Origin of the sequence: Oricola sp. (assembly GCF_022763245.1) — a bacterium.
In the GTDB taxonomy this organism is placed as follows: domain Bacteria; phylum Pseudomonadota; class Alphaproteobacteria; order Rhizobiales; family Rhizobiaceae; genus Oricola.
Map to the genome: position 1 here is coordinate 306601 of NZ_JALEGV010000014.1, position 12364 is coordinate 318964.

At 66.1% G+C, this 12364-nt stretch carries 12 protein-coding genes; all 12 read right to left on the reverse strand.

Annotated elements, in window-relative coordinates:
* Positions 1-85 precede the first annotated feature (85 nt).
* Positions 86-1171: a nucleotidyltransferase family protein gene (locus tag MRY80_RS09240; RefSeq protein WP_293290289.1), complete on the reverse strand. Its 1086-nt coding sequence runs from the start codon at positions 1169-1171 to the stop codon at positions 86-88.
* Positions 1172-1266: 95 nt separating this feature from the next.
* The gene (locus MRY80_RS09245; protein ID WP_293290290.1) at positions 1267-1797 is read right to left on the reverse strand and encodes a hypothetical protein; all 531 of its coding nucleotides are present in this window, start codon (positions 1795-1797) and stop codon (positions 1267-1269) included.
* The gene (locus MRY80_RS09250) at positions 1790-2683 is read right to left on the reverse strand and encodes a hypothetical protein (RefSeq protein WP_293290292.1); all 894 of its coding nucleotides are present in this window, start codon (positions 2681-2683) and stop codon (positions 1790-1792) included. The genes MRY80_RS09245 and MRY80_RS09250 overlap by 8 nt, the downstream gene beginning before the upstream one ends.
* 390 nt (positions 2684-3073) lie before the next feature.
* Entirely contained in the window at positions 3074-3385 is a 312-nt protein-coding gene (locus tag MRY80_RS09255) for a Dabb family protein (protein WP_293290294.1), read from the reverse strand.
* An 18-nt stretch (positions 3386-3403) separates the two neighbouring features.
* Positions 3404-4414 carry a LacI family DNA-binding transcriptional regulator gene (locus MRY80_RS09260; protein ID WP_293290296.1) on the reverse strand — a complete coding sequence of 337 codons (1011 nt, stop codon included), beginning with the start codon at positions 4412-4414 and terminating at the stop codon, positions 3404-3406.
* Between the two features lie 9 nt (positions 4415-4423).
* Positions 4424-5587 (reverse strand): dihydrodipicolinate synthase family protein, encoded by a 1164-nt coding sequence (locus MRY80_RS09265; protein ID WP_293290297.1) that lies wholly within the window; start codon positions 5585-5587, stop codon positions 4424-4426.
* A gap of 2 nt (positions 5588-5589) precedes the next feature.
* Positions 5590-7176, reverse strand: a complete 1587-nt coding sequence (locus MRY80_RS09270; protein ID WP_293290299.1) for a GMC family oxidoreductase N-terminal domain-containing protein — start codon at positions 7174-7176, stop codon at positions 5590-5592.
* Positions 7177-7185: 9 nt separating this feature from the next.
* Entirely contained in the window at positions 7186-7944 is a 759-nt protein-coding gene (locus MRY80_RS09275) for a 3-ketoacyl-ACP reductase (RefSeq protein WP_293290301.1), read from the reverse strand.
* On the reverse strand, positions 7941-9428 hold the full coding sequence (locus MRY80_RS09280; RefSeq protein WP_293290303.1) for a GMC family oxidoreductase: 1488 nt from the start codon (positions 9426-9428) through the stop codon (positions 7941-7943). The genes MRY80_RS09275 and MRY80_RS09280 overlap by 4 nt, the downstream gene beginning before the upstream one ends.
* A 5-nt stretch (positions 9429-9433) precedes the next feature.
* Positions 9434-10546: a sn-glycerol-3-phosphate ABC transporter ATP-binding protein UgpC gene (ugpC, locus tag MRY80_RS09285; protein ID WP_293290305.1), complete on the reverse strand. Its 1113-nt coding sequence runs from the start codon at positions 10544-10546 to the stop codon at positions 9434-9436.
* Between the two features lie 4 nt (positions 10547-10550).
* Positions 10551-11432: a carbohydrate ABC transporter permease gene (locus MRY80_RS09290; RefSeq protein ID WP_293290307.1), complete on the reverse strand. Its 882-nt coding sequence runs from the start codon at positions 11430-11432 to the stop codon at positions 10551-10553.
* Positions 11432-12328: a sugar ABC transporter permease gene (locus MRY80_RS09295; RefSeq protein ID WP_293290309.1), complete on the reverse strand. Its 897-nt coding sequence runs from the start codon at positions 12326-12328 to the stop codon at positions 11432-11434. The genes MRY80_RS09290 and MRY80_RS09295 overlap by 1 nt, the downstream gene beginning before the upstream one ends.
* Positions 12329-12364 lie beyond the last annotated feature (36 nt).

Sequence of the window (12364 nt, forward strand, 5' to 3'; positions counted from 1 at the left end):
CACTTCGCTGCGAAAGACCTTCTCGATCGGACCTCATGGCACATGGACCGATCCAGACACCTTCCGACAGAAATCCACACGCCCTTCAAATGCGGCCGCCGCGGCCGACGAAATCGAACGCCATCCGGCTGAATTTGGCGATCTGAAACAGCCGCACGCCCCATCCGTCGAAACGCCCGCCTGCCCAGTCGGCAGCGCTGACCGGATCCGGCCACCGCGCGGCGATATCGCTTAACAACCACCCCGGCCGGCGCGTGATCGACTTCCGGAACGCCAATCGCGACCGGTGGAGGCCTGCCGGCCGTCCCCATTGTTTGAGGACCGATCGGCGCATCCACTCGGGAGCCGGGTCGCGTGCGAAGATTTGCGCCGCGCTTCGGGGCCGCGCGCCGAGAATGTCGACCGCCAGGCTGCACACGACCTCGATCTTGCGCCTCGTGAGAGGGTTACCCTCGTGGCAAAGCGACGGCAGGAAATCGTCACGGACGGTTTCCAGCATCGCTGCGACATCGCACAGCCAGACCGGTTTCCAGCCACCATGCTTCAGGAAGTGCAGGCAGAGCAGGCGCAGGTGATCCTCGTCGCCCAACGTTCGTGCCGGTGATCCGTCCTCGGTCGCGACCGCGATCGACCGCTCGACCAGTTCGGCGAAGGGCGCAGAGCCGTAGCAATCGATTCCACGATGCAGGTCGATCTGTCCCAGAAGCGCCGGCAGCGGGCTGTCGAGGGACAGAAGGGCCTGGTCCTTGCCGGGCGCATCGAGCCCGTTTGGCGTGCCATGGCAGATCTTGCCCAGCACATGCGCCGCGTCGGCGTAATCGTTCTCGTCCACTGCGATGTCGATGTCCCCGGCCGGGCGGAGACCGGGCGAAGCGTAGCCGCGGGAGGCCATTGCAAACCCCTTGAACAGCAGCGCATCGATGCCGGCATCAGCCAGGCAGGCGGCAACATGCCGGATCGCCATGGATTGCATATGCGCCTGGAGTTCGCTGTAGCGGTAGGCCGCTTGCAGAGACGCGGCCATGCTGTCGGGCAACGAACCCGGCGATTCGGACAGTCGCTTCCATGTCAACGGCGCAACGTCCGGCGCAGCCAGCCTGGTCTGCGCATCGAGTGAGACGGTGGCGTCCGAGGTCAGGGGCGGGGCAGTGTCCCGCCAGGCGCCGCGCAAGACGAGGGAGACGGATTGGCCGAGCCTTTCGTTAGTGCTGGATTTTCCGCTCCTCAAGACGAGCCGTTTAGCTCCCGAGCCGGCTTCGATTGCCGTTACCCCAATGCGCACACTCCGAGCATCGTGATCGGGTCGATGTTGATGCAGATGTTCAAGACGCCCTCGCAGTCGCCGTCACCCGCGCAGACATTTCCAGATGCGGCCATGGCCGGAGTCGGTACGGAAAGTGTCATCACGGAAGAGGCCGTGGCCGCCAGCGCAGTGCCCAGGCTCGCCAGCGCGCGACGCCGATCGATCGTTTCCGGCTCCGGCTTCACCGACGGCTCGACACCCTCTATCAACCCGCTTTCGGCGAGGCTCCGCAGAATCCCGTCAATATCGTTTCCCGATGCCCCGATGCCGCTTCGCATCGATCTGATCTGATCGGGGGATTTCGTTCCGTCGCACTCGTCCCAGACGGCCGTCGCGCGTGCGTCGAGGCAGGTCGCGCGATGCGTTTTCAGGTCGTAGATCAGGGTTTCCGATGGAAGTCGCCTGACGATCAGATCCGCCGTGCGCGCAACAGGGTGATCGCCCGCATCCGCGGGGCGGCCGGCTTGGTGCGTCGGTTTTGACTGTTCAGGCATGGGAACCTCCCTGGGTGTCTGTCATCTGCAGGATCTGGCCGGCAACCGCGTCGGCTTCCGCGCGCGCCGAACTGAAGAGGGTCGCTCGCGTCACGGCCGAACTCAGAACCGGAACGACATCATGTGGCGAAATGCGTGATGACGGCGTGTTGGCCAGGAGGGCGAGCAGCCCTTGGCCGGGGGTCAGCGCCATTGGCCGCCAGACCGCCTCGCTGTCGAAATGGCACATCAGCACCAGCCCGAGCGGCACGGGACGATCGCGACATCGTCCGCCAAAGGCCTCGATCGGGTGATCGGTCTGTGCGGTGCCGCCACCGTGTCGCAGCGAGATCGGCTTCGCGTAGGGATGGACCAGGCCATCCGCGTCGATGATGGCGAACTCGTCGGAGAGATAGTCCGCGCCGGCAGCGACAAGCGTGCTCTTGCCGGCCATCGAAGGTCCCGGAAGGATGATCGCCCAGCCGTTCCAGGCGACTGCCCCGGCATGAACGAACACCCGTCGCTTCGCGAGGCTCGCGACGACTAGCGCCAACGCGCTCGAGAAAGGCTGGAACAGATCGTCGAAGGTCTCGGACCGAAACAGGCGCGTGTGATTGCAGTAGAGCAGATGGTGATTGCGGATCCGGCGATCGGATGATGGCTGGCCGCGGATGATGGAGAAGACGCAATCGAATTCGGCCGCGGATGTCGGTTTGGCCATGGCGGGCAGGCGGTTGCGGAATTCGTCGCAGATGTTCGGGTCGTTCACCCGCACGCCGATCCGCACCCCCTCCACTTCAAACGCAAACCCGTCTTTCCAGTCGAGCCGGCTCAGCTTGTCGAAACAGGGGGTCGCCCATTCGTCAACGAGGCGGAAGGAGCGGGCGTCGATCGAGGACTCGAGCACTGACACTCCTTTGCGTAATGTTGCTCATGGATGAAGTATAGAGCACAGCGTCCGCTTGGCAATAAACTTCCCTTAGGAGAGAAATAGCCTGCGAATAATGGGATGCGTTGGTGATTTTTCACTCGGGAAATGCGAGGGCAGAACGACAATTTTCCCTAAAAATCATTTATTTAATGGAGTTTCGGGTCGAGCGCTTTGCGTCGAGGGGCCGTCCGTTCTGATTCGAAATACTAGTCAAATTGTTAGTCTATATATACTGCTGGAACAAAGGCGTCGCGAAAACTCTACTTTGCGTGCGCGCTGACAAACCGCCCCGGCGGGCGGGCGCGGCGAATCACAAGTCGTCCGGCGGTGATGTTCGGCTATGTGTCCGGCGGTCTCGCCGCGGCTTCAGCCGCAGTCGAGATCGGCGACGAAGATGCCCTCATGGCCGCCACGGCAGGCGGCGACGAGGAGGGTGCCGGCCTTGAGGTGGTCCTCGTGGCGCTCATAGGCGAGATGGGCTTCGCGGTTCGTGAAATCCACGACGAACCCGAAGGGATAGTCCGACGACTTGTTCTCGAAATCCCGGTTCGGCCCGCAGGCGAAGCCGGTCATGCCGTCGATCTTCTCCACCAGCCCCTGCAGGAGGTCCATGGCCTCGTCGATGGCCGCCATGTCGGCCGGTGAGCGCAGGGACAGGAAAACGCAGTGCTTGAGCATGTCGGGCCTCCGAAGGGGTCAGGCGGGGTGTCCGCTGGAATCGCGGATGACGAGTTCGACGGGCGTGCGCAGTTCCGGCGCAGGCACGGTGCCTTCCTCCAGCCAGTCGAGGACGGTGCCCGCGATCCGCACGCCGAAGCCGGCGATGTCGCAGCGCACGGTGGAGAGCCGCGGATAGGCCTGGGCGCATTCCTCGATGTCGTCAAAGCCGACGATCCGGAAATCCGAGCCCACCTTGCGGCCGATCTGGGCGCAGCCCGACAGCATGCCGAGCGCGACGAGATCGTTGAAGCAGATCGCCGCGCCGACGTCGGGATGTTCCTCGGCCAGCCGGATCGCGGTCTCGCGCCCGAAGGCCCGGCTGGCGCGGCCGGTCACAACCAGCGGCTCCACGCCTGCCGCCTTGAGCGTGGCGCAGTAACCCGACATGCGCTCGCGCGTGACGTCCCGGCCTTCCAGCCCGCCGACGAAGGCGACGCGGCCCGGTCCCGTCTCCAGAAGATGCTCGGTCGCGCAGCGGCTGCCGCCGACATAGTCGGGCGCGGCAAAGGGGAACAGATCGACGCGCGGGTCGACATTGCGCAACACCTGCATCGCCGGAATCGCCGCCCGGGCGATGGCGTCGAAACTGGCCGCTTCCCCGCCATAGGTGGGCGAGATGATCAGTGCCGAAACGCCGTGTTCGATCATCGCGCCGACGACCTGCGCCTGAAGCGCGGGGTCTTCGTCGGTGTTGGCGACGACCGCCGCGTAGCCGCGCGCCGACAGGGCCATCTGCAGCGAGGTCGCGAACTCGGTGAAGAAGGGGTTGCGCAGGTCGTTGATGACGAGGCCGATCAACCCGGCATTGGCGGTGCGCAGATTGGCGGCCGAGCGATTGTAGAAATAGCCGATCTCGGCCATCGCCTCGCGCACCAGCTTGCGCGTTTCCTCGCGCACTTGCGGGCTGTTCTGCAGGACGAGGCTGACGGTGGATTTCGACACGCCCGCCTTGCGCGCCACGTCGATGATCGTCGGCCTGCGCTCCATGGCTTTGCCTTATTCGATCCCATGCAGGGCCAGCAGGATGCGCATGCGTTCTTCCGCCAGCTCCGGCTTCGACAACAGTCCGGCACGATCGGCGAGCCGGAACACCTCGGCATAATGGACGATGTCGCGGCTCGATTGGAAGCCCGCCGGCATGATGAAATGCGACTGCGTGCCGTTCAGCCACGACAGAAACGCGATGCCCGCCTTGTAGAAGCGGGTGGGCGCGCGGAAGATCTCGCGGCTGAGCGGCACGGTCGGCGCGAACAGCCGGTGATAGGTGTCCATGTCACCCATGGCGAGCGCTTCCAGCGCCTGTGCGGCCGCCGGCGCGATGGCGGCGAAGATGCCCAATAGCGCATGGGAATAATGCGTGCCGTCGCCCGCGATCAGGTCGGCATAGTTGAAATCGTCGCCGGTATAGAGCCGCACCCCGTCGGGCAGGCGCGCCCGGAACGCCTCCTCATGCGCCTGGTCGAGCAGCGAGATCTTGATGCCGTCGACCTTGGCCGGATTGGCCTCGATGATGCGCAGCACCGCATCGGAGGCCTCGGCCACGTCGGTCGAACCCCAATAGCCGGTCAGCGCCGGGTCGAACATGTCGCCGAGCCAGTGCAGGATCACCGGTTCGGCCGCCTGGTCGAGCAATCGGCCATAGACGCGCGCATAGGTCTCCGCGCCGGCGCCGATCGCCGGAAAGGCGCGTGACGCCATCAGGATCAGCTGTCCGCCGGCCGCCTCGATGGCCGCCATCTGCGTCTCGTAGGCCGCGATGATCGCGTCGGCATCCCTCAACGCGTCGAGCGCGACATGGTCCGTGCCGGCCCCGCAGGCGACGCGCGGCTTCATCGGATGCGTCTTTGCCGCGGCCATCGTGCGTTCGATGAGTTCCCTTGCGGTCAGCCAGTCGACGCCCATGCCGCGCTGGGCGGTGTCCATGGCTTCGGCCAAGCCGAGGCCTTGGTCCCACAGCCCCTGCCGGAAGGCGAGCGTGGCGTCCCAGTCGACGGCCGGCCGGGTGTCCCAGGGATTGCGCTCGGCGATGGGGTCGGAGACCACATGCGCGGCGGCGAACGCGGTGCGTGTCAGCGGCACGCGCGGCGCGCGGGGCTCAAGCGGCGTGCCGGTCAGCGCATAGGCTTCGAGGCGGTTGTCCTTCGTGGGCAGGGTCAGCATGGCTACAGTCCGTGGCTGGCGCGGATCATGTCGGCGGCCTTCTCGCCGATCATGATCGCTGCGGCATTGGTGTTGGAGGAGATGACGGTCGGCATGATCGAGGCGTCGGCGACGCGCAGCGCCTCGATGCCGTTGAAACGCAGTTGCGGGTCGAGCACGGCGTCGGGGTCGATGCCCATCCGGCAGGTGCCGGCGGCGTGGTGCGAGGTCTTGGAATGCGCGCAGATGAAATCGAAATAGTCGTCGTCGCTCGTCACGTCCGGTCCGGGCAGGCGCTCGGCCTTGATGAAGGGCTTCAGCGGTGCCTGGGCGAGGATCCTCTGGGCGAGCTTCAGGCCTTCGATCGACAATTCGCGGTCGCGCGGGTCGGCGAGGTAGTTCGGGTCGATCAGCGGTGCGGCGGCCGGGTCGGCACTTTGCAGCCGCACCGAGCCGCGCGAGCGAGGCCGCAAATAGCAGGCGTTCAGCGTCACGCCGCCGTCGGGCATCGCGGCGACGCCGGCTTCGATGCCGGTGCCGAGGCCGAGATGCAGCTGGATGTCGGGCGAACGCGCCTCCGGATCGGCATACCAGAAGCCGCCGGTCTCGAAGAGCGACGAGGCGACCGGGCCCTTGCGCGTGAGCAGATATTGAAGCCCGGCGACGGCCGACCAGTGCAGCTTGGCGAACCGGTCATAGGTGTGCGGGCCGCTCACCTCGCAGATGCAGTAGAGATCCAGATGATCCTGCAGGTTGGCACCCACCTGCGGCTGATCGAGGGCCACCGGGATGCCGAGGCCGGAAAGGTCGTCGGCAGGGCCGATACCGGACAGTTGCAGGAGCCGCGGCGAACCGATGGCGCCGGACGACAGGATCACCTCCGCCGACGCCGTCAGAACCGTTCCGTCGACGAGTTCGACACCGGTCGCGCGGCCCGCCTCCACGACGATGCGCTTCACCTGAGCGCCCATGCGCACCGTCAGGTTCGGCCGTCCGCGGTTCGGCGCGAGATAGGCCATCGCCGCCGAGGAGCGGCGGGCGTTGCGCTGGGTCAGCTGGTAGAAGCAGACGCCGTCCTGCGTCTCGCCGGCGATGTCCGTGTTGCGTGGGATGCCCAGCTGCGCTGCCGCCTCGAAATAGGCGTCGCAGATCGGGAGCGGCGCGGAGGGTTGCGACACGCCGAGCGGTCCGCCCTTGCCGTGATAGCGGTTCTCGTAGGTGTCGTTGTCCTCGGCCTTCCTGAAATAGGGCAGGACGTCCTCGTAGCCCCAGCCCTCGCAGCCCATCTGGCGCCATTCGTCGTAATCTTGCGCGTTGCCGCGCGTGTAGATTTGCGCGTTGATCGCCGAACCGCCGCCGATGACCTTGGCCTGCGTGTAGTTGAACACCCGGTCCTTCATGTGGCGCTGCGGCACGGTCGACCAGCCCCACGAGCCGATGCCCTTGGTCATCTTCGCGAAGCCTGCCGGCAGGTGGTAGAAGGGGTGGCGGTCGCTGCCGCCGGCTTCCAGCAGCAGGACCTTGGCCGCCGGGTCCTCGGACAGGCGGGCGGCCAGCACGCTGCCGGCCGAGCCGCCGCCGATGATGATGAAATCGTAACCCGCGGGCATCGTCAGTCCTCACAAGCGCGCAATGGAAAGGCCGCCATCGACCGGGATGACCGCGCCGTTGGCGAAGGCCATCTGTCCGGTGGCGAGCGGCACCACGATCGAGCCGATGTCGGCGGGATGGCCCCAGCGTCCGGCCGGCACCAGCCCGCCTTCGATGCGGGCCGTGTAGGCGTCCTTCACGCCGGCGGTCATGCCTGTCTCGATGATGCCGGGCCGAAGTTCGAAAACGCCGATTCCCAGCGGCGCGAGGCGCGTGGCAAACAGCTTCGCCATCATCGAGGCGCCGGCCTTGGAGATGCAGTATTCGGCGCGTTCGATCGACACCGCCTCCGCGCTGACCGAGGTGACGAAGACGATCGAGCGATAGGTGTCCGCTTCACGGGCGGCCATGCGCTTGCCGGTCTCCTGCGCCAGGAAGAAGGAGCCGCGCAGATTGACGTCGAGCACGAAGTCGAAATTCGCCGGCGTGACGTCGAACATGTCGCCACGCACCTTCGCCGGCACGCCGGCATTGGAGACGAGGCAGTCGACCGGGCCGAGCCGGTCCTCGACGGCGTCGAGCAGAGCGGCGACATGGCCGACATCGGCGACGTCATGGCGGACATAGCAGGCGTCCGGCCCGAGCCGTTCGAGGGCGGTCGTGACGGCGACGTCGTCGGGTGCGCGTTCGGCTGCGAGCGCGATCGCGAAACCGGCGCCCGCCAGCGCCTCGGCGATGCCGAGACCGATCCCCTGCTGGCCTCCGGTGATCAATGCGACCGGCTTCATGCCGCGAGGTCCTTTCGGATGGTGTCGGCGGCGCGCAGCGACATGGCCGCCACGGTCAGCGCCGGATTGACGGCGGCCGAGGTCGGCAAGGCTCCGGCGTCGGTGACGAAGAGGTTCGGATGATCCCAGGACCGGCATTGCGGATCGAGGACCGAGGCGGCGGGATCGGCGCCGATGCGCACGGTGCCGCATTGATGCGACGGCACGCGGCCGTCGAACAGGCGCGACAGGACCACCGGGAAGCCGGCGGCGCGCAGGGTCTCCTTGATCTTCGACACCAGCCCGTGATGGGCGACCATGTTGGAGCGCCGCCAGACGAGCTGGATGTCGCCTCCGGACAGCACGACGCGGCTTTCCGGGTCGGGCAAGTCCTCGGAGATGGCGTAGAGATCGACGGCGTGGCCGGAGACGTAGCGGGCAAGCGGCATCGGCAGCGACGGCACGTTGGCGCGCAGGATGTCCGGCACGACGCGGCCGAGCAGCTGGATGTTGCCGAGTGGCGGGCCGCCCGCGCCGTCGTCGAAATACCAGTCGTTGATGCCGAAGGTCTTCTGGTAGACGGAATCGTTGCGGAACCGCGGATCGAAGGCGATCAGCGCGCTGGCATTGTGGTTCATGAAGCAGCGGCCGACCTGGTCGGACGTGTTGGCTAGACCCGAAGCGAGCAGCAGCGCCGCCGATTGCACCGCGCCGGCGCAGAGCGCGACGACGCGCGGCGTCAGGCGGCGGGTCTCGCCGTCCTTCTCGTAGACGACGTCCGTGATGCGCCTGCCGTCCGGCCCGGCCTTCAGCCCGGTGACGCGGGCGCCGGTCACAAGCTCGACATTGTCGTGGGAAAGCGCTTTGGCGAGGCCGCAGGTCTCGGCGTCCATCTTGCCGCAGCGCGTGTCGGGATAGCCGTCCCAGCCGGTCTTCCCATGCGCGAGCCAGCGCTCGATGTCGACGCCGAGCGGCAGCGAGAAGGGGTGCGCGCCGGCCTTCTCCAGCCGGGCGCGGACATGGGCGATCGCCGGTTCGTCGGGGACCGGTGCGAAGGGATAGGCCCCGGCATGGGGCGGTTCGGTCGGGTCGGAAGACGTGTCGCCACGCACCTGATACAGCCTCTCGGCGGCGTCATACCAGGGCGCGAGTTCGTCATAAGAAAACGGCCAGGCCGGCGAGACGCCCTCGGCATGCTGCAGTTCGTCGAAATCGCGCTCCCGGTAACGGATCAGCACCGCGCCGTAGAGCTTGGTGTTGCCGCCGACCTGGTAGTAGTTGCCGGGCGCGAAGCGGGCGCCCGTCTCGTCCAGCCAGGTCTCGTCGGCCAGGAAGGCGCTGTTGCGGAAGATGCGATTCGGGTCGCGAGCGGGCGCGTCGTCCGGGATCTGCTGGCCGCGTTCCAGGATGACGATGCGCGCGCCGGTCGGCGCAAGGCCGGCCGCGAGTGTCGCGCCGCCCATGCCCGAGCCGATGATGACGATGTCCGGCGATGATGAAGACATGGATGTCAGCCGAGGCGCTGCTCGGTCTTCGGATCGAAGGCGACGGCCTTTTCCATGTTGACGGCAAAGGGGAAGACATCGCCCGCCTTGACGTCCACATCGGCGCGGAACCGGCCGGTCACCTCCTTGCCGCCGAGATTGCTGACCACGAAGGTGTCGGAGCCGGCCGGTTCGGTGACCTCGACGCGCGCGTCGATGCGGTGGATCGCCTTCGATTTGCGGTCGGCGCCGTCCTCGTCGGTGATCGCTTCCGGCCGGATGCCGAGAATGATGTCGCGCCCGTCATGGGTGGCCATGGCGTTGCCGGCGGCAAACGGCAGGGAGGCGACGCCGCCGTCGACGAGGTCGATCCGGGCGACCGCCGCGCCGTCCTTTACCGCGACCTTGGCGGGGAACAGGTTCATCGAGGGCGATCCCATGAAGCCGGCGACGAACATGTTGGCGGGGTTGTCGTAGATCTCCTTCGGCGTGCCCAGTTGCTGGACGTGGCCGCCGAACATCACGGCGATGCGCGTGGAAAGCGTCAGCGCCTCGATCTGGTCGTGGGTGACGTAGACGATGGTGGTGCCGAGCTTCTGGTGCAGCTTCTTGATCTCGGTGCGCATGTCGACGCGCAGCTTGGCGTCGAGGTTGGACAGCGGCTCGTCGAACAGGAAGACGTCCGGATCGCGCACCAGGGCGCGGCCCATGGCGACGCGCTGGCGCTGTCCGCCGGAGAGCTGGCCGGGCTTGCGGTCGAGCAGGTGGCTGATCTGCAAAAGGTCGGCGACGCCCGCCACCGCCTTGTCGCGCTCCGGCTTCGGGATGCCATGCATCTCCAGGCCGAAGGCCATGTTCTGGGCGACGTTCATGTTCGGATAGAGCGCGTAGGACTGGAACACCATCGCGATGTTGCGGTCGGCCGGGCGCACGCCGTTCATCGAGCGGCCCTTGATGGCGATGTCGCCGGTGGTGACCTCCTCCAGCCCGGCGATCATGTTCAGGAGGGTCGACTTGCCGCAGCCGGACGGGCCGACAAGAACGAGGAACTCGCCTTCTTCCACCGCGATGTTGGTCTCGTGGAGCACCTTGACCGCGCCGTAGGATTTCGTGGCGTTTCTGATGTCGAGAAAACCCATTGTCTTACCCTTTTACCGATCCGGCCATCAGGCCGCGCACGAAGTAGCGGCCGGCGACGATGTAGACGAGGAGCGTCGGCAGGGCCGCCATGATCGCGCCGGCGAAATGGACGTTGTATTCCTTCACGCCCGTCGAGGACTGGACGAGGTTGTTGAGCGCCACGGTCATCGGCTGGCTGTCGAAATCCGAGAAGGACGCGCCGAACAGGAAGTCGTTCCAGATGTTCGTGAACTGCCAGATGATGCAGACGACGGCGATCGGGCCGGACGACGGCAGCATGATGCGGCGGAAGATGGTGAAGAAGCCGGCCCCGTCGATCATCGCCGCGCGCACCAGTTCCGTCGGGAACTGCTGGTAGTAGTTGCGGAAATAGAGCGTCGAGAAGCCGATGCCGTAGACGAGGTGGACGAAGACCAGCCCCGGCACCGTGCCGGCGAGCCCCATCAGGCCGAGCATCCGCGCCATCGGGATGAGCACCATCTGGAACGGGATGAAGCAGCCGAACAGCAACAGGCCGAAGATGATCGTGTCACCGCGAAAGCGCCACTTGGTCAGGACGTATCCGTTCAGCGCGCCGAGCACGGTGGAGATCGCGACGGCCGGCACAACCATCAGGATCGAATTGACGAAATAGGGTTTCAGCCCCGTCGCCGCGACGCCGATCTGGGCGGTCGCCCAGGCGCTCTGCCAAGGCGCGACGGTCCATTCGCGCGGCAGGGACATCATCCCGCCGGCCTGGATCTCGGAGAGCGGCTTGAGCGAGTTGACCACCATCACGTAGAGCGGCAGCAGGTAATAGAGGCAGAAGATCGCGAGCAGCGTGTAGATCACGAAGCGGGCGCCGGCGCCCGTGCGCACGACCTGGGAGGAAGCGTTGGTCGCCATCACTTCTTCTCCCTGAGTTCGGACCAGATATAGGGCACCATGATCGCGGCGATCGACATCAGCATGATCGTCGCCGAGGCAGCGCCGATGCCCATCTGGTTGCGGGTGAAGGTGTAGGAATACATGAAGGTCGCCGGCAGTTCGGTCGCCGTGCCGGGGCCGCCGCCGGTCAGCGCGATGATCAGGTCGTAGGACTTGATCGCCATGTGGGCGAGCACGACGAAGGCGGACATGAAGGCCGGGCGCAATTGCGGGATGACGATGCGGCGGTAGAGCGCCCAGTTCGACGCGCCGTCGATCTGCGCCGCCTTCAGGACCTCGTTGTCGATGCCGCGCAGGCCGGCGAGGAACATCGCCATGACGAAGCCGGAGGTTTGCCAGACTGCGGCGATGACGATGGTGTAGATCGCCATGTCGCGATCCTTGATCCATTCGAAGGCGAAGCTTTCCCAGCCCCAGGAATGCATCACCGCCTGCAGGCCGATGCCGGGGTCGAGGAACCATTTCCACGCCGTGCCCGTGACGATGAAGGACAGGGCCATCGGGTAGAGATAGATCGTGCGGATGAAGCCCTCGGCGCGGATCTTCTGGTCGAGCAGGATCGCAAGCGCCAGGCCGAGCAGGCAGCAGATGATGATGTAGAGCGAGCCGAAGATCAGCAGGTTGTCGATCGCGATGCCCCACGCGCGCAGCTTGAACAGCTTGGCGTAGTTCTCCCAGCCGACAAGGCCGTAGCTGGGCAGGATGCGGCTGTCGGTGAACGACAGGTAGAAGGTGAACAGGATGAAGCCGTAGACGAAGATGACGACCATCGCGAAGCTCGGGCTCAGCACGAGCTTCGGCAGCGCGTTGCGCAGCCAGTCATTCCCCGCACGGGTGTTCGCGGTGGTTGCCATGGGTCTCCTCCTGAACGGGGAGGGGCGGATCGCCCG